General features: G+C 71.2%; 20 protein-coding genes and 1 pseudogene. 17 read left to right on the top strand and 4 right to left on the bottom strand.

Features of this window, described 5'->3' with window-relative positions; genetic code table 11:
• Positions 1-48: 48 nt before the first annotated feature.
• Positions 49-3,210 (bottom strand): isoleucine--tRNA ligase, encoded by a 3,162-nt coding sequence (gene ileS / locus ABD127_RS06220; protein WP_344198845.1) that lies wholly within the window; start codon positions 3,208-3,210, stop codon positions 49-51.
• 83 nt (positions 3,211-3,293) lie between these two features.
• On the opposite strand from ileS, the gene ABD127_RS06215 reads away from it, so the two are divergent.
• The 9 genes from ABD127_RS06215 (at position 3,294) to ABD127_RS06175 (ending at position 14,240) form a co-directional block, all read left to right on the top strand.
• Positions 3,294-3,695 (top strand): TraR/DksA family transcriptional regulator, encoded by a 402-nt coding sequence (locus tag ABD127_RS06215; protein ID WP_344198843.1) that lies wholly within the window; start codon positions 3,294-3,296, stop codon positions 3,693-3,695.
• 32 nt (positions 3,696-3,727) lie between these two features.
• Entirely contained in the window at positions 3,728-4,303 is a 576-nt protein-coding gene (lspA, locus tag ABD127_RS06210) for a signal peptidase II (protein ID WP_344198841.1), read from the top strand.
• A gap of 4 nt (positions 4,304-4,307) precedes the next feature.
• Positions 4,308-5,234 (top strand): RluA family pseudouridine synthase, encoded by a 927-nt coding sequence (locus ABD127_RS06205; protein ID WP_344198839.1) that lies wholly within the window; start codon positions 4,308-4,310, stop codon positions 5,232-5,234.
• Positions 5,235-5,586: 352 nt separating this feature from the next.
• Complete coding sequence (locus ABD127_RS06200; protein WP_344198837.1) at positions 5,587-6,573, top strand: ATP-binding cassette domain-containing protein; 987 nt, start codon at positions 5,587-5,589, stop codon at positions 6,571-6,573.
• Positions 6,570-7,388 (top strand): ABC transporter permease, encoded by an 819-nt coding sequence (locus tag ABD127_RS06195; protein ID WP_344198835.1) that lies wholly within the window; start codon positions 6,570-6,572, stop codon positions 7,386-7,388. The genes ABD127_RS06200 and ABD127_RS06195 overlap by 4 nt, the downstream gene beginning before the upstream one ends.
• Positions 7,389-7,482: 94 nt before the next feature.
• A complete protein-coding gene (locus tag ABD127_RS06190; RefSeq protein ID WP_344198833.1) occupies positions 7,483-8,703 on the top strand; it encodes a pyridoxal phosphate-dependent aminotransferase in 1,221 nt (406 codons plus the stop codon).
• A 51-nt stretch (positions 8,704-8,754) separates the two neighbouring features.
• On the top strand, positions 8,755-9,987 hold the full coding sequence (locus ABD127_RS06185; protein WP_344198831.1) for a coiled-coil domain-containing protein: 1,233 nt from the start codon (positions 8,755-8,757) through the stop codon (positions 9,985-9,987).
• Between the two features lie 129 nt (positions 9,988-10,116).
• Positions 10,117-13,683: a DNA polymerase III subunit alpha gene (gene dnaE / locus ABD127_RS06180; protein ID WP_344198829.1), complete on the top strand. Its 3,567-nt coding sequence runs from the start codon at positions 10,117-10,119 to the stop codon at positions 13,681-13,683.
• Positions 13,680-14,240: a hypothetical protein gene (locus ABD127_RS06175; protein ID WP_344198827.1), complete on the top strand. Its 561-nt coding sequence runs from the start codon at positions 13,680-13,682 to the stop codon at positions 14,238-14,240. The genes dnaE and ABD127_RS06175 overlap by 4 nt, the downstream gene beginning before the upstream one ends.
• On the opposite strand, the gene ybaK is transcribed toward ABD127_RS06175, so the two are convergent.
• Positions 14,184-14,660 carry a Cys-tRNA(Pro) deacylase gene (gene ybaK / locus ABD127_RS06170; protein WP_344198825.1) on the bottom strand — a complete coding sequence of 159 codons (477 nt, stop codon included), beginning with the start codon at positions 14,658-14,660 and terminating at the stop codon, positions 14,184-14,186. The two genes, ABD127_RS06175 and ybaK, sit on opposite strands and share 57 nt — an antisense overlap.
• Positions 14,657-15,853, bottom strand: a complete 1,197-nt coding sequence (locus tag ABD127_RS06165) for a benzoate/H(+) symporter BenE family transporter (protein WP_344198823.1) — start codon at positions 15,851-15,853, stop codon at positions 14,657-14,659. The genes ybaK and ABD127_RS06165 overlap by 4 nt, the downstream gene beginning before the upstream one ends.
• A gap of 40 nt (positions 15,854-15,893) precedes the next feature.
• Here ABD127_RS06165 and hisD point away from each other — a divergent pair, with 40 nt between their 5' ends.
• From hisD to hisH, 4 genes are read left to right on the top strand one after another with little or no spacing between them, the layout of a single operon-like run.
• Positions 15,894-17,213 carry a histidinol dehydrogenase gene (gene hisD / locus ABD127_RS06160; protein ID WP_425545787.1) on the top strand — a complete coding sequence of 440 codons (1,320 nt, stop codon included), beginning with the start codon at positions 15,894-15,896 and terminating at the stop codon, positions 17,211-17,213.
• Positions 17,206-18,315, top strand: a complete 1,110-nt coding sequence (locus ABD127_RS06155) for a histidinol-phosphate transaminase (RefSeq protein ID WP_344198821.1) — start codon at positions 17,206-17,208, stop codon at positions 18,313-18,315. Before hisD ends, ABD127_RS06155 begins: the two co-directional genes overlap by 8 nt.
• Positions 18,312-18,944, top strand: coding sequence for an imidazoleglycerol-phosphate dehydratase HisB (gene hisB, locus ABD127_RS06150; protein WP_344198819.1), 633 nt, complete (start codon positions 18,312-18,314; stop codon positions 18,942-18,944). Before ABD127_RS06155 ends, hisB begins: the two co-directional genes overlap by 4 nt.
• The gene (hisH, locus tag ABD127_RS06145) at positions 18,944-19,594 is read left to right on the top strand and encodes an imidazole glycerol phosphate synthase subunit HisH (protein WP_344198817.1); all 651 of its coding nucleotides are present in this window, start codon (positions 18,944-18,946) and stop codon (positions 19,592-19,594) included. The genes hisB and hisH overlap by 1 nt, the downstream gene beginning before the upstream one ends.
• Here the strand turns inward: hisH and ABD127_RS06140 are convergent.
• Positions 19,591-20,304, bottom strand: a complete 714-nt coding sequence (locus ABD127_RS06140) for an alpha/beta fold hydrolase (RefSeq protein WP_344198815.1) — start codon at positions 20,302-20,304, stop codon at positions 19,591-19,593. The genes hisH and ABD127_RS06140 overlap by 4 nt on opposite strands.
• Before the next feature lie 193 nt (positions 20,305-20,497).
• On the opposite strand from ABD127_RS06140, the gene priA reads away from it, so the two are divergent.
• The 4 genes and pseudogenes from priA to ABD127_RS06120 all read left to right on the top strand — a co-directional run.
• Positions 20,498-21,238: a bifunctional 1-(5-phosphoribosyl)-5-((5-phosphoribosylamino)methylideneamino)imidazole-4-carboxamide isomerase/phosphoribosylanthranilate isomerase PriA gene (gene priA / locus ABD127_RS06135; RefSeq protein ID WP_344198813.1), complete on the top strand. Its 741-nt coding sequence runs from the start codon at positions 20,498-20,500 to the stop codon at positions 21,236-21,238.
• Positions 21,235-21,996 (top strand): imidazole glycerol phosphate synthase subunit HisF, encoded by a 762-nt coding sequence (hisF, locus tag ABD127_RS06130; RefSeq protein WP_344198811.1) that lies wholly within the window; start codon positions 21,235-21,237, stop codon positions 21,994-21,996. Before priA ends, hisF begins: the two co-directional genes overlap by 4 nt.
• Positions 21,993-23,801, top strand: coding sequence for an ABC transporter ATP-binding protein (locus ABD127_RS06125; protein ID WP_344198809.1), 1,809 nt, complete (start codon positions 21,993-21,995; stop codon positions 23,799-23,801). Before hisF ends, ABD127_RS06125 begins: the two co-directional genes overlap by 4 nt.
• A pseudogene (locus ABD127_RS06120) lies at positions 23,794-24,815 on the top strand (ABC transporter transmembrane domain-containing protein); the annotation flags it as partial. The gene ABD127_RS06125 and the pseudogene ABD127_RS06120, both read left to right, overlap by 8 nt.

Raw genomic sequence — 24,815 nt, 5'->3', positions numbered from 1 at the left:
GTCGGGGCCCTTCGTCATCCCCGCCCGCACATCTGGGGACGGGGGCGGCTAGGCCTTCGTGACGGCGAAGGCGAGGCCGAGGTCGGCCTCGGTGAAGGTGAGGTCCGCGTCGGTCTCCGCCCGCGTGACCTCCGTGGCGAGGACCTCGGCCGCGATCGTGGTGCCGTGCTCGGCGATCGCGTCCTCCACGTCAGTGGATCCGCTCCAGCGCAGGGTGATGCGGTCGGTGATCTCGAACCCGGAGGACTTGCGGGCCTCCTGCACGGCGCGGATGACCTCACGGGCCAGACCGGCCTGGCGCAGCTCGTCGTCGAGCTCGAGGTCCAGGGCGACGGTCTCGCCCTGGTCGTTCAGGACCGACCAGCCCTCGCGGGGGCGCTCCGAGACCACGACCTCCTCGGCCGAGACCTCGTGGGTCTGCCCGTCGACCTCGACCGTCGCGGTGCCACCGGCCTGGAGGGCGTGGGCGACCGCAGCGGCGTCGGCCCCGGCGATCGCCGCGGCGACCTGCGGGGTCTGCTTGCCGAAGCGCTTGCCGAGGGTGCGGAAGTTGCCCTTGACCGCGTACTCGACGAGGTCCGAGCCCGCCTCGCCCAGCGGTTCGAAGCCACCCAGGTTGAGCTCCTCGGCGATGTCCTGGCGCAGGTCGTCACCGAGCAGCGAGAACGACGTCGACGGGATCAGCGCGCGGCGCAGCGGCTGGCGGATCTTGACCTTGGCCTCGGCCCGGGCAGCACGGCCGAGCTCGGTGATGCGGCGCGCGAGCTGGACGCGCTCGTCGAGGCCGTCGACCACGAGGGTCGGGTCGGCCACGGGCCATGCGGCCAGGTGGACCGAGGGGGTGGCCGAGGGATCGACGGGACGGACGACGTCCTGCCACACCCGCTCGGTGATGAACGGGACGAGCGGCGCCATGAGGCGCGTCAGGACGTCGATCGTCTCGTGCAGCGTTGCCAGGGCGGCGGGGTCGCCGGCCCAGAAGCGACGACGCGAGCGCCGGACGTACCAGTTCGACAGGTCGTCGACGAAGCGCGCGATGCGAGCCCCCGCGGCCTGCGTGTCGAACTGCTCCAGGTCGGCCGTGACGTCGGTGGTGAGCACCTGCAGCTGCGACAGGACCCACTGGTCGAGCACGGTGCGCTCGGCCACGGCAGGCGCCTCCGCGGCGGGCGACCACCCGGCGGCGCGGGCGTACAGGACCTGGAAGGCGACGGTGTTCCAGTACGTCAGGAGGACCTTGCGGACGATCTCGGTCAGCGTGACGTGACCGATGCGGCGCGCCGACCACGGCGAGCCGGAGCACGCCATGAACCAGCGCAGCGCGTCGGCACCGTGCTCGTCCATCAGCGGCATCGGCAGCAGGATGTTGCCGAGGTGCTTGCTCATCTTGCGGCCGTCCTCGGCCAGCAGGTGGCCCAGGCACACGACGTTCTCGTAGGAGGACTTGTCGAAGACGAGCGTGCCGACCGCCATGAGCGAGTAGAACCAGCCGCGGGTCTGGTCGATCGCCTCGCAGATGTACTGCGCGGGGTACGCGCGCTCGAACTTCTCGGTCGAGCCCTCGACGTGCGGGTAGCCCCACTGCGCGAACGGCATCGAGCCGGAGTCGAACCAGACGTCGATGACCTCCGGCACGCGCCGGTAGGTGCCCGGCTCACCGGCGACCTCGAAGGTCACGTCGTCGATGAACGGGCGGTGCGGGTCGAGGTCGGTCAGGTCGCGGCCCGTGAGCTCGGAGAGCTGCGCGAGGGACTCGACGCACACGAGCTTCGAGGCGTCGGCGTCGTTGCGCCAGATGGGCAGGGGAGTGCCCCAGAACCGGGAGCGCGACAGCGCCCAGTCCTGGTTGTTGTCGAGCCAGTTGCCGTAGCGACCGTGCTTGATCGTCTCGGGGAACCAGGACGTGTCCTCGTTCTCGGCGATGAGCCGGTCCTTGATCTGCGACGTGCGGATGTACCAGGCGGGCAGGGCGTAGTACATGAGCGGCGTGTGGCAGCGCCAGCAGTGCGGGTAGGAGTGCTCGTAGTCGAGCTTCGCGAACAGCAGGCCGCGCGCCTTGAGGTCGGCCACGAGTGCCGCGTCGGCCTCCTTGAAGAACGCGCCGCCGACCAGAGGCACGTCGGCCTCGAAGTGGCCGTCGGAGGTGATCGGGTTGACGACCGGCAGGCCGTACGCCTTGCAGACCGCCATGTCGTCGGCGCCGAAGGCGGGGGACTGGTGCACCAGGCCGGTGCCGTCGTCGGTGGTGACGTACTCGGCGAGCACGACGTAGTGCGCGTCGGGCACGTCGACGAGGTCGAACGGGCGCTGGTACGTCCAGCGCTCCATGTCGCGCCCCGAGAACGTCTCCTCGACGGTCCAGCCCTCGCCCAGCGCGCTCTCGACGAGGCCCTCGAAGACGATCGCTCGGTCGTCGCCGTTGCGGGCGACGGCGTAGGTGTACTCGGGGTGGACCGCGATCGCGGTGTTGGAGACCAGCGTCCAGGGCGTGGTGGTCCAGACCATCAGGTCGACACCCTCGTGCGGGCCGCTCGTCAACGGGAAGCGGACGTAGACCGAGGGGTCGACGATCGTCTCGTAGCCCTGCGCGAGCTCGTGGTCGGAGAGCGTCGTGCCGCAGCGTGGGCAGTAGGGCGCGACCCGGTGGTCCTCGACCAGCAGGCCCTTGTCGAAGATCTGGCGCAGGCCCCACCAGACGCTCTGGACGTACTCGGAGTCCATCGTGCGGTAGGGGTGGGCCATGTCGGTCCAGTAGCCCATCCGGTCGGTCATGTCCTCGAACTGGCCGACGTTGCGCAGCACGGCCTCGCGGCACTTCGCGTTGAACTCCGCGATGCCGTAGGCCTCGATGTCGGGCTTGCCGTTGAAGCCCAGCTCCTTCTCGACCGCGATCTCGACGGGCAGGCCGTGGCAGTCCCAGCCGGCCTTGCGCTCGACGAGGTGGCCCTGCATCGTCTTGAACCGCGGGAAGACGTCCTTGAAGACGCGCGCCTCGACGTGGTGCGTGCCGGGCACGCCGTTGGCCGTCGGGGGGCCCTCGTAGAACGTCCAGCGGGGAGCGTCGGCGCGCTCGGACAGGCTCGCCGCGAACGTGCCCTCGGACTCCCAGAGGTCGAGGATCTCGCGCTCCAGCCCGGGAAGGTCGATCTGGGCGGGGACCGCGCTGTACGTGGCTGCGGATCCGGTGTCGGGCGAGGCGGGAGAGGTCACACGCGCGATTCTACGGAGCGGTGGTCGGAGGTCGACGGGGAGCCGAGTTGCCACGCTTGGCGCGGGCGTCTACTGTCCGGCGCATGCCCAAGACGACGCTCCTGGTCCGCAGTGACGAGGACCCCTGGTCCGATGCCGAGCTGGCGGAGGTCAAGACCGAGCTCGAGGCCGATCGCGATCGTCTGCGCACCGAGCTCGAGCAGACCGCTCGCGACCTGCAGGACATCCTGGACGACGGCGTCGAGGGAGCCGGCAACGACCAGGCCGACGTCGGGTCCAAGGGACTCGAGCGCGACGCCGAGATGTCGCTCGCCGCGAACCAGCGCGAGCTGCTCTACCAGACCGAGAAGGCGCTCGACCGCCTCGCCGACGACACCTACGGCCAGTGCGAGTCGTGCGGTGAGGCGATCGGCAAGAACCGCCTGATGGCCTTCCCCCGCGCGACCTTGTGCATCACGTGCAAGCAGCGCGAGGAGCGTCGCTGAGCACCAGCGCCCCCGGGGGCAGCGGTGACGGAGTGCGTTCCCACCGTCGCCTGCTGATCGGCTTCGCCGTCGGGGTCGTGGCCGCCTGGGCGATCGACCAGCTCACCAAGGTCTGGGCCGTCGCCCGCCTCGAGGGCGGTGACCCGATCCGGCTCGTGCCCGACGTCCTCGAGCTGCGCTTCCTGCGCAACGGCGGGGCGGCGTTCGGGCTGGGTGACTCGATGACGATCGTGCTGACGCTCATCGCGATCGGCGTCGCGATCGTCGTCGTGCGGCTCGCCTCCCGCCTGCAGGACCGCACGTGGACCGTCGCCCTGGGTCTCCTGCTCGCGGGCACGACCGGCAACCTGACGGACCGGCTGTTCCGCGCGCCCGAGCCGTTGCACGGTCACGTGGTCGACTTCATCGACTACGGCGGATTCTTCGTCGGGAACGTCGCCGACATCTACCTCACGGTCGCCGCGCTGTTGATCCTGTGGCAGTCCTGGCGCGGCGTGGGCCTCGACGGGCTCACCGACACGCAGCGTGCTGCGACGACCTCGCACAAGGACGTGGGCGACGAGACGGAGACCGACGGTCCGAGCACGGGTGAGCATCGGGGACAATGACCCCGTGAGCGAACACAGGGTGATCTCCGTCCCCGAGGGTCTCGAGGGAGAACGGGTCGACGTCGCCCTGGCGCGACTGCTCGGTCTGTCCCGGTCCCGCGCGGCCGAGCTGGTCGCCGACGGGCACGTCGTGCTCGACGGCTCGGCGCCGTCGAAGTCCGACCGCGTCTGGGAGGGCGCGATGCTGGAGGCCACGATCCCGGCGGTCGCGGCGGTCACGGTCGAGGCGATCCCGGTCGACGACCTCACGATCGTGCACGACGACGACGACCTGGTCATCGTGAACAAGCCGGTCGGCGTCGCGGCGCACCCGGGCGTGGGCTGGAACGGTCCGACCGTGCTGGGCGCGCTCGCGGCTCGTGGCTACCGCATCTCGACCTCCGGCGCGCCCGAGCGCCAGGGCATCGTGCACCGGCTCGACGTCGGCACGAGCGGGCTGATGGCGGTCGCGAAGTCGGAGCACGCCTACACCGTCATGAAGCAGTACTTCCGCGACCGGGTCGTCGACAAGACCTACCACGCGCTCGTGCAGGGGCACCCGGATCCGCACACCGGAACGATCGACGCGCCCATCGCGCGCCACCCCAAGCACGACTTCAAGTTCACGGTGCGCGCCGACGGTCGGCCGAGCGTCACGCACTACGACACCCTCGAGGCGCACCGCTACGCGTCGCTGCTGACGATCAAGCTCGAGACGGGCCGGACGCACCAGATCCGCGTGCACCTCAGCGCCCTCAAGCACCCGTGCGTCGGCGACCCGCTCTACGGCGCCGACCCGACGCTCGCCAAGAAGGTCCGCCTCGAGCGCCAGTGGCTCCACGCCGTCGGCCTCGGCTTCGTGCACCCCCGCACGGGCGAGCCGGTCAGCTACACCTCGGAGTACCCCGCCGACCTCCAGCACGCGCTCGACCTGATCCGCTCGCTGGACTGAGGTCGTCGGCAGGGTCCGGCATCTCGGCCTGGGAGGTCGGATCGGACAAGCGGGCAAGGACAACGGGCGAGGGGTGCCCCGGGCGCCCGCGCGCTGCCGGCGACCGAGGTCGAGGGTTTGCGGTCGCCCTGGCAACCGTTTTCCCCCGACCTCCGTCGTCGCAGGCGAAGGACGATGCTTTTCGGTGGCTGGAGCAGCCCGGACGCATCATCGCGCCCCCGCCCCGCTGCGTGGTCCGTAGCCGCTTGTCCGATCCGCCGGCAGCCGTCAGATCCAGGCGCCCTGGGCCGCCGCCCCCGCGAATTCACCCAGAACCTCGAGAAATGTCCGCCCCCTGCGGCAGTCTGACCCCATGACCGACATGATTCGCGCGACCGGCCTGGTCAAGCGGTACAAGAACACGACGGCCCTGGCGGGGCTCGACCTCGTCGTGCCCGAGGGCACGGTCCTCGGGCTGCTGGGCCCGAACGGCGCCGGCAAGACCACGGCGGTGCGCATCCTGGCCACGCTGCTGCAGCCCGACGAGGGCACGGCGCAGGTCGCCGGCATCGACGTGCTGGCCGACCCGATGGGCGTTCGCGCGCGCATCGGGCTGTCGGGCCAGTACGCGGCCGTCGACGAGCACCTGACCGGGTTCGAGAACCTCGAGATGGTCGGGCGGCTGTACGGCATGAGCCGGCAGAAGGCCAGCGTCAGGGCGCGGGACCTGCTCGACCGGTTCGACCTGGCCGACGCGGGCGACCGCCCGTCCAAGACCTACTCCGGCGGCATGCGCCGCCGGCTCGACCTGGCGGGCGCCCTCGTGGCCGAGCCGCCCGTGCTGATCCTCGACGAGCCCACCACGGGGCTCGACCCCCGCAGCCGCCAGCAGATGTGGGCCGTCATCCGCGACCTCGTGTCCGACGGCACCACGCTGCTGCTCACGACCCAGTACCTCGAGGAGGCCGACCTCCTGGCCGACGACATCGTCGTGATCGACCACGGCAAGGCCATCGCCCGCGGCACGGCCGACGAGCTCAAGTCGCACACCGGCGGTGAGCGCATCGAGGCCGTCGTGGCCGACGTCGCCCGCATCGACGACGCCGCGCGGGCCCTCGCCGCCGTGGCCCACGGTGAGGTGCAGACCGATCCGACGCGGAGGTCGGTCACGGCCGCGGTCGAGGACGACGGTGCCGGCCGCCTGATGCAGGTGCTGCAGACCCTGCGCGCCGACGGCGTCGAGCTGCTCGACGTCGGCCTGCGGCGGCCCACCCTCGACGACGTTTTCCTGACCCTGACCGGGCGTGCCGCCGAGGACGACGAGACCGGCACCGAGACGAAGGACGAGGTCCGCTCATGAGCACCACCCGCACCAGCCCCCTGCGCGTCGCGACCGACGGCTGGGTCGTGGCCAAGCGCAACGTCATCAAGATCAAGCGGGTGCCGGAGATCCTGGTCTTCGTCCTGCTCTCGCCGATCATGTTCGTGCTGCTGTTCGCCTACGTCTTCGGCGGGGCGATCGACGCCGGCGCCGGACTCGACTACAAGGAGTTCCTGATCGGCGGCATCTTCGCCCAGACGGTCGTCTTCGGTGCCACGTTCACCGGCGCGGGCCTGGCCGAGGACATGCAGAAGGGCATCATCGACCGGTTCCGGTCGCTGCCCATGTCGCGCTCGGCGGTCCTCGTCGGACGCACCACGAGCGACATCATCTACAACGTCCTGTCGCTCGTCATCATGGCGCTCACCGGCCTCCTGGTCGGCTGGCGGGCCCGCGAGGGCGTGCTCGACACGCTCGCGGCGTTCGCGCTGCTGATCCTGTTCGCCTACGCGATCAGCTGGGTCATGGGTTACATCGGACTGCTGGTGCCGAGCGTCGAGGTCATCAACAACGCCTCGTTCCTCGTGATCATGCCGCTGACGTTCGTCTCGAACGCGTTCGTGCCGTTGGAGTCCTTCCCCAGCGGTCTGCGCACCGTCGTGGAGTGGAACCCCGTGTCGGCGGTCACGCAGGCCGTGCGCGAGCTGTTCGGCAACACCTCCGACGCCGTGCCGGTGCCCGACGTCTGGTCGATGCAGAACCCCGTGCTGTACACGCTCATCTGGGTCGTCCTCATCCTGGTGGTCTTCGTCCCGCTGTCGGTGCGTCAGTACCGCATCGCCAGCAGCCGCTGAGCCCGGCCCACCGTCCGACGCAGGAGTCCACGAGTTCGCAAGTGGCCTCCTGCGGCGGTGCAGGTCACGGCAGTGCTCCTGCCACAATGGCGACATGAGTGTGGTGCGCCAGTCCGAGAAGCTGAGAGACGTCCTCTACGACATCCGGGGACCCGTCAGCGCCCGAGCCGCCCGCCTGGAGGCCGAGGGCCACCGCATCCTCAAGCTCAACATCGGCAACCCGCAGCCGTTCGGCTTCGACGCGCCCGCCGAGATCCTGCAGGACGTCATCGCCGGGCTCCCGGGCTCGGCCGGGTACTCCGACTCGCGCGGCATCCAGTCGGCGCGCCGCGCCGTCGTGCACCACTACCAGCTGATCGAGGACTTCCCGCCGCTCGACATCGACCAGGTGTGGATCGGCAACGGCGTCTCCGAGCTCATCCAGATCGCCCTCCAGGCGCTGCTGAACAACGGCGACGAGGTCCTGATCCCGGTCCCGGACTACCCGCTGTGGACCGCGGTCACGAACCTCGCCGGCGGCACCCCCGTGCACTACCGGTGCGACGAGGACAACGACTGGAACCCCGACCTGGCCGACCTCGAGGCCAAGATCACCGATCGCACGCGGGCGATCGTCGTGATCAACCCGAACAACCCGACCGGCGCGGTCTACAGCAAGCAGACCCTCGAGAGCATCGTCGAGCTCGCCCGCAAGCACGACCTCGTGCTGATGGCCGACGAGATCTACGACAAGATCCTCTATGGCGACGCCGTGCACCACGCACTCGCCACGATCGCCCCCGACGTCCTGACGCTGACGTTCAACGGCCTCTCGAAGGCCTATCGCGTCTGCGGCTACCGGGCCGGGTGGCTCGCCGTCACGGGCCCCCTGGAGCGGGCGCGCGACTACCTCGAGGGCATCACCCTGCTGGCGTCGATGCGCCTGTGCCCCAACGTGCCCGCGCAGAACGCGATCCAGGTCGCGCTCGGTGGGTACCAGTCGATCCGTGAGCTGATCCTGCCCGGCGGACGCCTGCTCGAGCAGCGCGACACCGCGGTCACCGAGCTGCGCAAGATCCCCGGCGTCTCGGTCGTCGAGCCGCAGGGCGCGCTGTACGTCTTCCCGCGGCTCGATCCCGAGATCCACCCCATCAAGGACGACCAGCAGTTCGCCCTCGACCTGCTGGAGTCGGAGAAGATCCTCATCACCCAGGGCACCGGTTTCAACTGGCCCGACCCCGACCACCTGCGCATCGTCACCCTGCCGTGGTCGCGCGATCTGGCCGAGGCGATCGGCCGTCTCGGCGAATTTCTGTCGACCTACCGACAGACCTGACACCCGCGCCCTACCATTGGCGCAGGGAGGGACGACCCCGAGAAAGCACTTGTGAACAAGCCTGCCAACGCCGACGACATGATCCTGCGACGCGCCCTGATGGCGCTGGACGACACGCAGGACACCGAGGCGCGCCTGCACGACACCGATCCGGGCCGTCACTCCGCCTCCGCCGAGCTCGGCCGCACGCCCACGCAGCGCCCGTCGGCCGGCGCTCGACGCGCCGAGCCGGCGCCTGTCGAGTCCGGTGAGCTCGAGCGTCTGCGCACCGAGCTGGAGGCAGCCCGACGGGCGGAGGCCGACCTCCACGCGCAGGTCGCCCAGGTCCGTGGCGATGCCGCCGACCTCAGGGCCGAGCTCGACCAGCGCGACGGCGACCTGCAGCGCGCCCAGCTCGCGATGGTCGACGGTGGCCACGCGGTCGACAGCGTGCAGCAGCTGCTCGACGAGCGCGAGGCACTCCTGGTCGACCGCGACACCGAGATCCGAGCCCTGCGGGTGCGGCTCCAGGAGCAGGAGTCGGCCACCGGCAGCACGGCCCACGAGCTCGAGGACCTGCGTGCCCGGCTGTCCGACCGCGAGGCCGAGGTCCGCACGCTGCGCGTGCGCGTCCAGGAGCAGGAGTCGGCCACCGGCAGCACGGCCCACGAGCTCGAGGACCTGCGTGCCCGACTGTCCGACCGGGACCGTCGTCTGGCCGATCGTGAGCACCGCCTCGGCGACCTGCAGGAGCAGGTGGAGCAGGTGCGGGCCCGGCTCGCCGACAGCGACCGCCGCCTCGCCGAGAGCCGGACGAGCCTGCAGGAGCTGCGCGCCGGCGACGCGGACCGCGAGAGCCTGATCGCCGACCTCCGGGCCGAGATCGCCCAGCGCGCCGAGCGCGCCGACGCGCTGCGTGGGTCCGTGCGGGAGCGCGACGCCCAGATCGCCGAGCTGACCGCCAGCACCGGACGAGCCGCGCAGGTCGCCGCCGACCTCGCCCAGTCCCGCGAGACCGTCAACGACCTCGAGTCCCGCGTGGGCAGCCTGCTGCGCACCCTGTCCGATCGGGAGGACGAGCTCGCCGACGTCGTGCAGCGCCTGCGCGAGATCGACACCCTGCGCGCCCGGCTCGCCGTGCGTGAGGCGGAGGTCACGGCTCTCCAGGAGAGCCAGGCCGACGCCGACCGCCGACACGCCGCCGAGGTCGGTGAGCTGCAGGACGCCCTGATCGCGTCCGAGGAGCGTCACGCCACGGAGGTCGCGTCGATCATCGCCGAGTTCGAGGCGGCGCGCGGCCGCTGAGGGCCGGTCCCGGGCCGGGCGCAGGCGTGGCGCCGATGACCTGTCGGTGGCCTCGACTAGGCTGACACCCTTGCCGCGATCCCCGACCCGGGGCACCCGCGGCCCAGCCGTGAGGAGGCCGTCCACGCGATGCCGAGTGACTCGTCCTTCGTGCACCTGCACGTCCACACCGAGTACTCGATGCTCGACGGGGCGTCCCTGCTGGACGGGCTCTTCGAGCGCACCGCCGGCCTCGGGATGCCCGCCATCGCGATGACCGATCACGGCAACCTGCACGGCGCCTACGACTTCTGGTCCAAGGCCCGCCAGCACGGGGTCAAGCCGATCATCGGCCTCGAGGCGTACCTCACCCCGGGCACCCACCGCTCCGAGCGCCGCCGGGTCCGGTGGGGCAAGGGCGACTCCGAGGAGGAGGGCGGCAACGACGTCTCCGGCGGCGGCTCGTACACCCACATGACGATGCTGGCCACCAGCACCGAGGGCATGCACAACCTGTTCCGGATGTCGTCCCTGTCGAGCCTGGAGGGCTACTACTTCAAGCCGCGCGCCGACCGCGAGCTCCTCAACCGGTACGGCAAGGGCATCATCGCCACGACGGGCTGCCCGTCCGGCGAGATCCAGACCCGCCTGCGCCTGCGTCAGTACGACGAGGCCCGCGCCGCAGCGGCCGAGTTCCAAGACATCTTCGGCAAGGAGAACTTCTTCCTCGAGCTGATGGACCACGGCCTGTCGATCGAGAAGGTCGTCCGCGACGACCTCCTGCGGCTCGGCAAGGAGCTCGGCATCCCGCCGGTCGCGACCAACGACTCGCACTACAACAACCCGGAGGACGCCTCGGCGCAGGAGGCGCTGCTGTGCGTCAACTCCGGCAGCCGGTTGTCCGAACCCACCTACGCCCAGGGCGGCAAGCGGTTCGCGTTCGACGGCGGCGGCTACTACATCAAGTCGGCGCAGGAGATGCGCGCGCTGTGGGAGGACTCCTACGGCATGAAGGAGGCGTGCGACAACACCCTCCTCATCGCCGAGCGCTGCGAGATGGAGTTCAGCGAGAACACCGGCGGCTACATGGCCAAGGCCGACGTCCCGCCCGGCCAGACCGAGGAGAGCTGGTTCGTCGAGGAGGTCTGGCGCGGCATCGAGGCCCGCTACCCCGGCGACGCTCTCACCGACGCGGTTCGCGCCCGCGTCGAGATGGAGCTCGACGTCATCAAGACCAAGGGCTACTGCGGCTACTACCTCGTGGTCGCCGACTTCATCAACTGGTCCAAGGAGAACGGCATCCGCGTCGGCCCGGGCCGTGGCTCGGGAGCCGGCTCGATCGCGGCCTACGCGCTGCGCATCACCGATCTCTGCCCCCTGACGCACGGCCTGATCTTCGAGCGCTTCCTCAACCCCGAGCGCCCGTCCATGCCCGACTTCGACATCGACTTCGACGAGCGTCGTCGCGGCGAGGTCATCAACTACGTCTCGCGCAAGTACGGCACCGAGCGCGTGGCCCAGATCGCCACGTTCGGCCGCATCAAGTCCAAGCAGGCCATCAAGGACGCCACCCGCGTGCTGTCGTACGACTTCCCGCTCGGCGAGAAGATCACGAAGGCGCTGCCCGCCGACATCATGGGCAAGGGCGTCCCGCTGGGCGACCTCTTCAACGACCAGCACGCGCGCTACAACGACGCCAAGGAGTTCCGGGAGATGCACTCCCAGGACGCCGAGGTCCGCACGATCTACGACACCGCGCTGGGCCTGGAGGGCCAGATCCGCCAGTGGGGCGTGCACGCCGCCGGCGTCATCATGAGCAGCGAGCCGCTGATCGACATCGTGCCGATCATGCGCCGTGACCAGGACGGCGCGATCATCACGCAGTTCGACTACCCGATGTGCGAGGCGCTCGGGCTGGTCAAGATGGACTTCCTCGGCCTGCGCAACCTCACGGTGCTCGACGACGCGCTCGAGAACATCCGGCTCAACCGGGGCGAGGAGGTCGTCCTGGAGGACCTGGAGTTCACCGACCAGGCCACCTACGACCTGCTGTCGCGCGGCGACACCCTGGGCGTCTTCCAGCTCGACGGCGGCCCGATGCGTGCCCTGCTGCGCAGCATGCGACCCGACAAGTTCGAGGACATCTCGGCCGTCGGCGCCCTGTACCGCCCGGGCCCCATGGGTGCGGACTCGCACAACAAGTACGCGCGCCGCAAGAACGGCCGCGAGCCCATCGAGCCGATCCACCCCGAGCTCGAGAAGCCGCTCGAGACGGTGCTCGGCGAGACCTACGGCCTGATCGTGTACCAGGAGCAGGTCATGGAGATCGCCCAGGTGCTGGCCGGGTTCAGCCTGGGACAGGCCGACAACCTGCGCCGCGCGATGGGCAAGAAGAAGAAGTCCGAGCTCGACAAGCAGTACGCGGGCTTCCAGGGCGGGATGCTCGAGCGCGGCTACTCGCAGCAGGCCATCACGGCGCTGTGGGAGATCCTGCTGCCGTTCTCCGACTACGCCTTCAACAAGGCGCACTCGGCGGCCTACGGCGTCATCAGCTACTGGACCGCGTTCCTCAAGGCCAACTACCCGGCCGAGTACATGGCCGCGCTGCTCACCAGCGTGCGCGGCGACAAGGACAAGTCGGCGATCTACCTCAGCGAGTGCCGGCGGCTCGGCATCCAGGTGCTGCCGCCCGACGTCAACGAGTCACAGGCCAACTTCGCCTCCGTCGGCACCGACATCCGCTTCGGCCTCACCGCGATTCGCAACGTCGGCGAGAACGTCGTCGGCGGCATCATCGAGGCCCGCGAGGAGAAGGGCGCCTACGTCGACTTCGCTGACTTCCTCGAGAAGGTCCCGCTCACGGTCTGCAACAAGCGCGTCCTCGACTCGCTGATCAAGGCCGGTGCCTTCGACTCGATGAAGCACGGCCGCCGGGCGCTCGTCACGATCGCCGAGGAGGCGGTCGACCAGCACCTCGACCTCAAGCGCAACGCGGCGATCGGCCAGGACTCGCTGTTCGGCGGCCCGGGCGACGACGCGGGCGGTGGCGTGTCGATCACGATCCCGCCGGTGCCGGAGTGGGACAAGACCCAGCTGCTGGCCTTCGAGCGCGACATGCTGGGCCTGTACGTCTCCGACCACCCGCTGCTGGGCCTGGAGCACGTCCTGCAGGCCAGCCGCGACCTCTCGATCGTCGACCTCGTCACCGACACCGAGCGGCCCGACGGCTCGATGGTCAAGCTCTGCGGCCTCATCACCGGCGTGCAGCGTCGCCTCTCCAAGAAGGGCGACACGTGGGCCTCGGTCACGATCGAGGACCTCGAGGGCTCGGTCGAGGTCATGGTGTTCCCGGCGGCCTACGCGCTGGCCGCCGACGTCCTGCGCAACGACACCGTCGTGGCGGTCAAGGCCCGTATCCGCCGCAAGGACGAGGGCCTCGACCTGATGGCCACCGAGGTCACGATGCCGGCCATGAGCACCGGCGGCAGTGAGGCGCCGATCGCCGTCACCATGCCGGTGGCACGCTGTACCGCAGACATGATCACCAGATTCAAGCAGGTCCTGGGTGCCCATCCCGGCGCGAGCGAGGTGCACCTGCGCCTCGTGGGCTCCTCGGGCACGCGCACCATGCGTCTCGACAAGGCGTACCGAGTCACCCAGTCGTCGGCGCTCATCGCCGACCTCAAGGAGCTCCTCGGCCCGAACTGCCTCGCATGAGGTGGGCGCTGACGGTGCTGGCCACCACGGTGCTCACGGGTGTGGCCGGTGCACTGGCCTGGTCGCAGCTGGCCGACCCGGCGCGATGGACCGCCACCGACCGCGGGCTCCAGATGGACCAGGTCGCCGTGGCCGACCAGTTCGGCGTGACCCTGACCTTCATGGCGGTCGCCGCGGTCGGCGGTCTGCTGATCGGGTTCCTGATGGGCGTCCTGGCTCGCCCGGTCGGCTGGCCGCTCGTGCTCGCGGCCGCTGCGGCCGGTGGAGCCGCCACGCTGATCAGCTGGCAGCTCGGCATGCTGTGGGGCCCGCCCGATCCCAGCTCGGTCACCGGCCTGTCGGCGGGCGACATGGTTCCTGACCAGCTCGCCATCACGTTCCCGGCGGCCTTCCTGGTGTGGTCGATCGCCTCGATCGCGGGTCTGCTGCCGGGTGTCGGCCTCAACCCGTCGGCGCGCGCGGAGGCCCGTGAGGACGAGCGTCGGTGGCTCGCCGCCGAGTCAGCGACCGATGCCCGCCACGATCCCTTCGGTGAGGTCGATCAGGTCCAGCGCTGAGAGCTCGAGGTCGAGGCCCCGGCGCCCGCCCGAGACCAGCACGGTGTCCCACAGCTCGACCGTCTCGTCGAGCACCGTGCGGTGCCGCTTCTTCTGGCCGAGCGGGGAGATCCCGCCGAGCACGTAGCCCGTGGCCCGCTGCGCGGCGGCCGGGTCGGCCATCGAGGCGCGCTTGCCGCCGAGCGCGGACGCCGCGGCCTTGAGGTCGACGGTGCAGCTGACCGGGACCACCGCGACCGCCAGGGTGCCGTCGACGTCGATCATGAGGGTCTTGAACACCCGGTCGGGGTCGACGCCCAGCGCCTCGGCCGCCTCGAGCCCGTACGAGCTGGCCCGCGGGTCGTGGTCGTAGGCGTGCAGCGTGTGCGGCACGCCGGCCGCGCGCAGCACCTCGGTCGCGGGCGTGCCCGTCCCGGTCACCTCGACACGTCCTCGGAGGGCCGTGGCCGCTCGATGCCCCAGCGCACCGCGAGGCCGAGGACGAGCGCCCAGAACGCGCCCCCGACGCCCAGGATCGTCAGTCCCGAGGCCGCGACGAGGAACGCGACGGCCGAGCTGGTCCGGTGGTCCGGATCGTCCAGCGCTCCGCGCAGGGCAGCGGCGAAGGCGGCGAGGAGCGCCAGGCCGGCGACCGACTCCACGATCCCGGGGGCAGCGGCGGCCGAGAGGGCGACGAGAGCCCCGGACAGCGGCCCCAGGACGAGGTACGCGACGCCGGCCGTGGCCGCGGCGATCCACCGGCGGTCCCGCGGGCCTGCCCCGTCGCCGGCGGTCAGCGCCGCCGACAGGGCAGCGAGGTTCATCGCGTGCCCGCCGAGCGGGGCGACGACGGCGGTGCCGGCTCCCGCAGCGACCATGCTCGGCGTCCACGGGACGCGGTAGCCGTAGGACGACATGACCGCGACGCCGGGGATGTTCTGCGACGCCATCGTCACGACGGTCAGCGGCACGGCGATGCCGACCACGGCGGCGATCGTGAAGGTCGGTGAGGTCCAGGTCAGGGCGGGCACGAGCTCGCTGCTCGGCACGGTGGCTCCGCTGGCGACCAGGTCGGCCGCCATCACCACGAGCGCGACGCCGAAGGCGATCGGGACGGCCCACGTCGGGATCCACCGGGTCGCCAGCAGCCACACGACGAGGATCGGGGCGATCAGCGCGGGGGAGTCCGCGACGGCGACGAACGGTGCGAGGCACAGCTGCAGCAGCACGCCGCCGAGCATCGCCTGGGCGAGGGGCACCGGGATCCGACCGATCAGGCGTCCCAGAGCGGGAACCAGCCCGGTCAGCGCCAGGAGCACGCCGGTCACCAGGAACGCACCGACTGCCGCGGCCCACCCGCCCTCGACCGTGCCGGTGCTGACCAGGAGCGCGGCGCCCGGCGTGGACCAGGCGAACGACAGCGGCAGCCGGGTCCAGGTCGCCAGCACGAGCATGATGAGCCCGAACACGACGCAGAGCGCCAGCAGTCCGCTCGCGGCCTGCGCCTGGTTCGCCCCGACGGCGCGGAGCCCGGCGATGACCACCGCGAACGACGACGTGAAACCCACGAGCGCCGCGACGAGGCCGGCGACGACGGGCTGGCGCAGGGCGGTGGAGGAGGAGGCGTCCGACACGGGGCGCAGCCTACGCCGCCGCCTCCGTAGACTTCAGCCCGTGATGCGACGTCTCGACCTGCGCCAGCTGACTCCCGAACCTTCCGAGTGGGCGTCGGTCTACGGCCATGCCGTGCCGCGAGCCGAGGTGGACGTCGAGCAGGCGCTCGAGGCCGTCCGCCCCATCTGCGAGGACGTCCGCGTCCGCGGTGCCGACGCGGTGCTCGACGCGGGGGAGCGCTTCGACGGCGTGCGCCCCGCCTCGCTGCGCGTCCCGGGCGAGGTGCTCACCGCCGCGCTCGCCGAGCTCGACCCAGCCGTGCGGACCGCGCTGGAGGTCTCGATCGAGCGTCTGCGGGTCACGTGCGAGGCCGAGCTCGAGCACAGCGTCACGACCACGGTCGCCGACGGTGCCGTCGTCGAGCGCCGCATCGTGCCGATGCAGCGGGTCGGACTCTACGTGCCCGGCGGGCTCGCGCCGCTCGTCAGCACGGTCGTCATGAACACCGTCCCGGCCCAGGTCGCCGGCGTCACGGGCATCGCGCTCGCGAGCCCGCCCAGCAAGCACCACGGCGGTTGGCCGCACCCCTCGATCCTCGCGGCGTGCGCGCTGCTCGGCGTCGACGAGGTCTACGCCGCCGGAGGCGCGCAGGCGCTCGCGCTGCTGGCGTACGGCGGAGGCGAGTGCGCCCCGGTCAACCTGATCACGGGCCCGGGCAACATCTACGTCGCGGCCGCCAAGCGGTACCTGCAGGGCACCGTCGCGATCGACTCCGAGGCCGGCCCGACCGAGATCGCGATCATCGCCGACGCGTCGGCCGATGCCGAGCTCGTCGTCGCCGACCTGATCAGCCAGGCCGAGCACGACCCGATGGCTGCCTCGGTGCTGATCACCGACAGCGAGGACCTGGCTGACCGCGTCGACGCGGCGCTCCCGGCGCAGGTCTCCGCGGCGCGCCACGTCGACCGGATCCGCACCGCGCTCGAGGGCCAGCAGTCCGGCACGGTCCTGGTCCGCGACATCGACCAGGCCGTGCAGGTCGCCAACGCCTACGCCGCCGAGCACCTCGAGATCCAGACCGAGGACGCCGGCGCGGTCGCCGAGCGGATCGTCAACGCGGGCGCCGTGTTCGTCGGCTCGTTCAGTCCCGTCTCGCTCGGTGACTACGCGGCCGGGTCGAACCACGTGCTGCCGACCGCGGGGTGCGCCTGCCACTCCTCGGGCCTGTCCGTGCGTGCGTTCTGCAAGAACATGCAGGTCATCACGTACTCCGAGGCCGCCCTGCGCGACGTCGGTCCGCACGTCGTGACCCTGGCGGAGGCCGAGAACCTCCCCGGGCACGGCGCGGCCGTCAGCGTCCGGCTGAACCGCGATGTCTGACCGCCGCCCGGGGTCCGGTACCCCTGACTGGGTACCGCTGCGCGACGAGCTGCGGGGCGAGGAGCCGTACGGCGCCCCGCAGATCGACGTGCCCGTGCGCCTCAACACCAACGAGAACCCCTACGGCCCCAGCGAGGTGGCGGCCGACGACGTCGCCGCCTCGGTGCGGGCTGCCGCGCTGGGCCTGAACCGCTACCCGGACCGCGAGGCCTGGGGCCTGCGCACGGCGCTCGCCGCGTACCTCTCGCGCGAGATCGCGGGCGTCGACGCCGCGGGCGTCTGGGCCGCGAACGGCTCCAACGAGGTCATGCAGCAGATCCTGCAGGCGTTCGGCGGACCGGGTCGCACCGCGCTGTCGTTCGCCCCGACGTACTCGATGTACCCCGAGTACGCGCGCAACACCCACACCCGCTGGATCGCAGGTCAGCGACGTGACGACTTCGGCATCGATGCCCACGCCGCCGTGGCGCTGATCGAGGCCGAGCAGCCGGACGTCGTGTTCCTGACCTCGCCGAACAACCCGACCGGCACCGCGCTCGACCCGGAGCACACGCGAGCCGTGCTGGAGTCGGCGCCGGGCATCGTCGTGGTCGACGAGGCGTACGCAGAGTTCCGCCGCGCAGGCACGCCGTCGGCGCTGGAGCTGCTGGCCGAGTTCCCGCGTCTGATCGTGACCCGCACGATGAGCAAGGCGTTCGCGCTGGCGGGTGGCCGGCTGGGCTACCTCGCCGCGGACCCGGCGATCGTCGACGCCCTGCGGATCGTGCGCCTGCCGTACCACCTGTCGTCGGTCACGCAGGCCACTGCGGAGGCGGCGCTGCGGCACACCGACGAGCTGCTGGCCCAGGTCGACGCCCTGCGGGTCGAGCGCGACCGCAGCGCAGACCGACTACGCGCGGCCGGCTTCCAGGTCGCCGAGTCCGACGCGAACTTCATCCTGTTCGGGACGTTCGACGACCGGCACGCCGTCTGGCAGGCCCTGGTCGACCGGGGCGTCCTGATCCGGGAGACCGGCCCCCTAGGATGGCTGCGCGTCTCGATCGGCACGCCGGCCGAGATGGATGCGTTCCACACAGCCCTCCAGGAGGTGACCACGACATGAGCCACAGCGCCGACACCGCCCCCGAGCGCGGACCCCGCCGTGCTCGGATCGAGCGGAAGACCTCCGAGTCCCACGTCGTCGTCGAGGTCGACCTCGACGGCACGGGGCACCACGACATCTCCACGGGCGTCGGCTTCTACGACCACATGCTGACCGCCCTGTCGCGGCACTCCCTGATCGACCTCGCGGTCCGCACCGAGGGCGATCTGCACATCGACGCCCACCACACGGTCGAGGACACCGCGATCGCGATCGGCGACGCGCTGCGTGAGGCGCTCGGCGACAAGTCGGGCATCCGCCGGTACGGCACCGCCACGGTCCCGCTGGACGAGGCGATCGCCACGTGCACCGTCGACGTGAGCGGACGACCGTACTTCGTGCACACCGGCGAGCCCGAGCGGCAGATCACCGTGGTGATCGGCGGCCAGTACTCCGGCTCGCTGACCTCGCACGTCTTCGAGTCGATCGCGCACCACGCGGGTCTGACGCTGCACATGACCCTGACTTCGGGCCGCGACCCGCACCACATCGCCGAGTGCCAGTTCAAGGCGTTGGCGCGCGCGCTGCGCGAGGCCGTCGAGCTCGACCCTCGGGAGACGGGCATCCCGTCGACCAAGGGCGCGCTGTAGTGGCCCCTCGCGGGTCAGCGCAGCCGTCCGTCGCGGTCCTCGACTACGGGTCGGGGAACGTGCGGTCCGCCGTGCGCGCGGTCGAGCGTGCGGGCGCGGAGGTCACGCTGACCGCCGACCCTGCGGTCGCGGCCGAGGCCGACGGACTGCTGGTCCCGGGCGTCGGTGCGTACGCCGCGTGCATGGCCGGTCTGTCGTCGGTCGACGGCGAGCGGCTGATCGAGCGTCGTCTCATCGCGAACCGTCCCGTGCTCGGCATCTGCGTCGGGATGCAGATCCTGTTCGCCGAAGGCATCGAGCACGGCGTGCGGACCGCGGGCTGCGGCGAGTGGCCGGGCACGGTGGAGCGGCTGCAGGCGCCGATCGTGCCGCACATGGGCTGGAACACGGTCGAGGCTCCTGAGGACTCGGTGATGTTCGCGGGCCTGGCCGACGAGCGGTTCTACTTCGTCCACTCCTACGGCGTCCGCTCGTGGGAGATCACGCCGGGCGGGCCCGTGAAGCAGCCCGAGGTCACCTGGACCGACTACGAGGGCGACCGCTTCGTCTCCGCCGTCGAGAACGGCCCCCTGTGGGCGACGCAGTTCCACCCCGAGAAGTCGGGCGACGCAGGGCGCCGCCTCCTCGAGAACTGGATCGCGACGCTCTAGCCGATCGCGGCGGCGATGGCCTCGCCGAGGTCCTTCGGACGCGAGAACTGCGGCCAGTGGCCCGTGGGGAGCTCGACGTACGTGACGTCGTGCAGCTTCGGGAGCTCGGCGACCTCGTCCTCGCCGGCCGCGATGAACTCGTCGATCTGCTGACGGGTGAACGTCGTGATGATGACCGTCGCGGGCACCGCGTAGCGACGGTCGTCGGAGAGCTGCTGCTCGTCGCTGGCCGCGGCTGCGGGATGCGGCACGGCCCGCGCGCGGAAGTTGGCGAGGGCGGCCTCGTCGAGCCCGGCGAGGTCGGCACCCTCCGGCCCGCCCCAGACGTCCCACGACGGGAGGGGGAGGTCGGGGCCCTCGGAGGGCAGGTTGGCGTTCGTCGCGAGCCCGTGGGGGATCGGCACGGAGTCGACGTAGATCGCGCGTGACACGTGCTCGGGGCGCTGGTCCACGGCGGCGTGGATGACGGTGCCGCCGCCGCTGTGACCCACGAGCACGACCGGCTCGTCGTGCCGGTCGATCTCGGCCACCACCGCGGCGACGTGCTCGGCCAGCCCGATGCCGGCGCGGTCGGTCTCGACCGACTCCAGGCCCGGAAGGGTGAGGGCCACGACTTGGTGGCCGACCTCGGCGATGACGGGACTGACGTCCGCCCACGAGTCGGCCTGCAGCCAGAACCCGGGCACGAGGATCACGGTGTGGGTGCTCATGCCGCCGACGCTACGACCGCCCACCGACAACCCACCACCCCCGAGCGGTGAGTGAGCGTCCATTCCCGCCGGTGGCGGTGAGTCAGCGTCCGTTTCGCTCCAGCGAATGGACGCTGACTCACCGCTCCCCGGTCGAACGGACGCTAAGTCACCGCCCACCGGGGCGGGAAGGGTCAGCGATACGATCACGGGCGTGAGTGACTACCTGGAGCTGCTGCCCGCCGTCGACATCAAGGGCGGCCAGGCCGTCCAGCTGGTGCAGGGCGTCGACGGGTCGGAGAAGGCGTTCGGCGACCCGATCGAGGCGGCGCTGCGCTGGCAGGAGGCCGGCGCCGAGTGGCTGCACCTGGTCGATCTCGACGCCGCGTTCGGCCACGGTCAGAACCGCGAGCTGCAGGCCGAGATCGTCGGCCGCCTCGACATCCAGGTCGAGATGTCCGGCGGCATCCGCGACGACGAGTCCCTCGAGGCCGCGATGGCCACGGGCTGCCGTCGCGTCAACATCGGCACCGCCGCGCTCGAGCAGCCCGAGTGGTGCGCGCAGGCCATCGCCACCTGGGGCGACCGCGTCGCGATCGGCCTCGACGTGCGGGGCACGACGCTCGCCGCCCGTGGCTGGACCCGCGACGGCGGCGACCTCCACGAGACGCTCGCTCGCCTCGACAGCGAGGGGTGCGCGCGCTACGTCGTGACCGACGTCAACAAGGACGGCATGCTGCAGGGCCCCAACCTCGAGCTGCTGCGCGACGTCTGCTCGCGCACCGATCGCCCGGTCGTCGCGTCCGGCGGGGTCACCACGCTCGACGACATCCGCGCGCTCTCCGGCCTGGTCGGCATCGGCGTCGAGGGCGCGATCGCCGGCACCGCGCTCTACACCGGCCAGTTCACGTTGGAGGAGGCGCTCGCGATCACCAAGGGCGCCGCCCGCTCGTGAGCCTCGCCGTCCGCGTCATCCCGTGCCTCGACGTCGACGCCGGGCGGGTCGTCAAGGGCGTCAACTTCGTCGACCTGCGTGATGCGGGCGACCCCGTCGAGATGGCGCGCGTGTATGACGCGGCGGGCGCCGACGAGCTGACGTTCCTCGACATCACGGCCTCCAGCGGCGACCGCAGCACGACCTACGAGATGGTCGGCCAGACCGCCGAGCAGGTCTTCATCCCGCTGACGGTCGGTGGTGGCGTGCGCACCCCCGACGACGTCGACCGCCTCCTGCGCGCCGGCGCCGACAAGGTCGGCATCAACACCGCGGCCATCGCGCGCCCCGACGTCATCGCCGAGATCTCGCAGCGCTTCGGCAACCAGGTGCTCGTGCTGAGCGTCGACGCGCGTCGCGCACCGGACCAGCCGAGCGGCTTCGAGGTCACGACCCACGGAGGCCGTCAGAGCGCCGGGATCGACGCCGTCGAGTGGGTGCGCCGCGCCAGCGAGCTGGGCGCTGGGGAGATCCTGCTGAACTCGATGGACGCCGACGGGACGAAACAGGGCTTCGATCTGGAAATGATCCGGGCGGTCCGCAGCGTTACACAGGTGCCGCTGATCGCCAGCGGCGGCGCCGGACGGCTCGAGCACTTCGCTCCCGCAGTCGAGGCCGGTGCCGACGCCGTGCTCGCCGCGAGTGTGTTCCACTTCGGCAGCCTCACCATCCAGGACGTGAAGAACACCTTGCGCGCCGCCGGCCACACCGTTCGATGACCTCCCTGGACAATCTCGGAGGCACTGACACGACCGACCTGACCCGTCGGGGCCTCCGCGTGCTCGGGATCGGCATCGGGCGCCAGAAGGCGCTGTTCGCGCTGGCGACCCTCTTCTCGGTCCTGTTCGGCGCGATGACGGTCGCCGACGCCTGGGTGCTCGGCTGGGCCACCGACCACGTGATCCGCCCCTCGTTCGAGGACGGCGACGTCGCCACGGGAGCGCTCGTCGCGGGCACCCTGCTGTTCATCGGCGTGTCGATCCTGCGGATGGTCAGCGTCGTCGGTCGACGTCTCATCGGCGGCATCGTCTACTACCGGCTCGTGGCCGGCGACCGCCGCCGCGTCACCCGCAAGTACCTGCAGCTCCCGGTCTCGTGGCACCAGTCGCACCCGACGGGCCAGCTGCTCTCCAACGCCAACGCGGACGTCGAGGCCATCTGGAGCGTCTTCATGCCGCTCCCGATGGCGATCGGCGTCATCGCGATGCTGATCGCGGCGGTCGCCACGATGCTCGCCGCGGACCCGGTGCTGACCGTGGTGGGCCTCGTCGTGTTCCCGCTGCTGTTCGTCCTGAACGTCGTGTACCAGCGCCGCCAGGGCCCCCGGATGGCCCAGGCGCAGAGCCTGCGCGGCGACGTCTCCTCGGTCGCGCACGAGTCCTTCGACGGAGCGTTGGTCGTGAAGTCGCTCGGCCGTGAGGACGAGGAGACTGCACGGTTCGCCGCCGCGTCGGAGGAGCTCCGCGACGCCAACATCGGCGTCGGCCGCGTGCGCGCGGTCTTCGAGCCGGTGCTGGAGGCGCTCCCGAGCATCGGCGTGCTGCTGGTCGTGCTGCTGGGCATCGGACGCATCGAGTCCGGCGCCACGCAGCCCGGCGACGTCGTGCAGATCGCCTACCTGTTCACCATCGTCGCGATGCCGGTGCGCGCGATCGGCTGGGTGCTCGCCGAGCTGCCGCGCACCGTCGTGGGCTGGGACCGCGTCCGTGGCGTGCTCGACGACCCCACGCGGTTCCCCTACGGCACGGCGGACCTGCCGGGCGACGGCGCGCTCTCGCTGCGCGTCGACGGGCTCGGGTTCGCCTACGAACCCGGTGAGCCCGTCCTGAGCGACCTCGACCTCGAGGTCCTGCCGGGCAGCGTCACCGCCGTCGTGGGCTCCACGGGCAGCGGCAAGAGCACCCTCGCATCGCTCGTGACGCGGCTCGTCGACGCCGACCAGGGTCAGGTCCTGCTCGACGGACGTCCGGCTGCCGACATCGATCACGACCAGCTCGCCGCCGCGGTGGCCTTGGTGCCGCAGGCGACGTTCCTGTTCGACGACACCGTGCGCAGCAACGTCACGCTCGATGCCGACGTCGACGACGAGGCGGTGTGGGACGTCCTGCGCACGGTGCAGGCCGAGGCCTTCGTGAAGGCGCTGCCGCAGGGACTCGACACCGAGCTGGGGGAGCGCGGCACCTCGTTGTCCGGTGGCCAGCGTCAGCGCCTGTCCCTGGCGCGCGCTCTCGTGCGCGAGCCGCGCCTGCTGGTGCTCGACGACGCGACGAGCGCGCTCGACCCCGCGGTCGAGCAGCGCATCCTGCGGGCGCTCGCCGAGCGCTCGCACGGCGCGGCCGGGCCCACCGTGCTCGTCGTCGCCTACCGCAAGGCCACGATCGCGCTGGCCGACCAGGTGGTGCACCTCGCCGACGGCCTCATCGCCGATCGTGGCACGCACGCCGAGCTCCGCGACCGCTCGCCCGCCTACCGCGACCTGGTGGACGCCTACGACCAGGCCCGGACGGAGGTCGACCATGAGTGACGACACGCAGCGCGAGGGCAGCCTCCGCATCATCCGCCGCGGCCTGTCGCTGAGCCCGGCGATCGTCGAGGGCTGGCGCCGCACGGTGCTGCTGGCGCTGCTCGGTACCGCCGGCAGCTCGCTCGTGCCGATCGTCGTGCAGCGCTCGGTCGACTCCGGCCTCGGCGACACCGACGGCGGCGTCGAGTCCGGCCGCATTCTCCTCGTGGTGACCCTCGCGGCGCTGCTCCTGGTGGTCTCCGGGGTCGCGAGCTGGTTGGCGAAGGTGCGCATCTTCACCGGCACGGAGCGCGGCCTGACCCAGCTCCGGGTGCGGGCGTTCCGCCACGTGCACGACCTGTCGATGCTGACCCAGAACACGCAGCGGCGCGGCTCGCTGGTCTCGCGGGTGACCTCCGACATCGACCAGATCTCGCTGTTCCTGCAGTCGACCGGCATGATCCTGGTGCTCAGCATCGGTCAGATGCTGGTCGCCACGATCGTCATGGCGTTCCTGTCCTGGCAGCTGACGCTCGTCGTCATCGTCGTCTTCGTGCCGCTGGCGCTGAGCCTCAAGCTGTTCGCCGAGCGGATGTCGGTCGCGTACGACCGGGTGCGCCAGACCGTCGCCGACCTGCTCACGACGATCGCCGAGCCCGTCGTGGGCGCCTCGGTCGTCCGCTCCTACGCGATCGAGCGGCGCACGCAACAGCGCATCGACGCCGCGATCGACACCAACTACCGCTCGAACGTCAAGGCGCAGACGATCGTCTCGATCACGTTCGCCTCCGCGATCCTGGTCGGTGGCGTCGCCAACGCGGCAGCACTCGGCATCGGGGTCTGGCTCGGGGTCGTCGGCAACCTGTCGATGGGCACGGTCATCGCGTTCATCTTCCTGATCACGCTCTTCGTCGGCCCGGCGCAGATGGCCACCCAGGTCATCACCGAGGCCCAGAACGCCGTCGCGTCGTGGCGCCGTGTCATCGAGCTGCTCGAGACGCCGGCCGACGTCGTCGACCCCGGCCCCGGCGGGAC

It is taken from the genome of Aeromicrobium alkaliterrae, assembly GCF_039529015.1.
Classification (GTDB): domain Bacteria; phylum Actinomycetota; class Actinomycetes; order Propionibacteriales; family Nocardioidaceae; genus Aeromicrobium; species Aeromicrobium alkaliterrae.
Note: the sequence above shows the minus strand (reverse complement) of the source record. Positions and strands in the feature narration are given on the sequence as shown.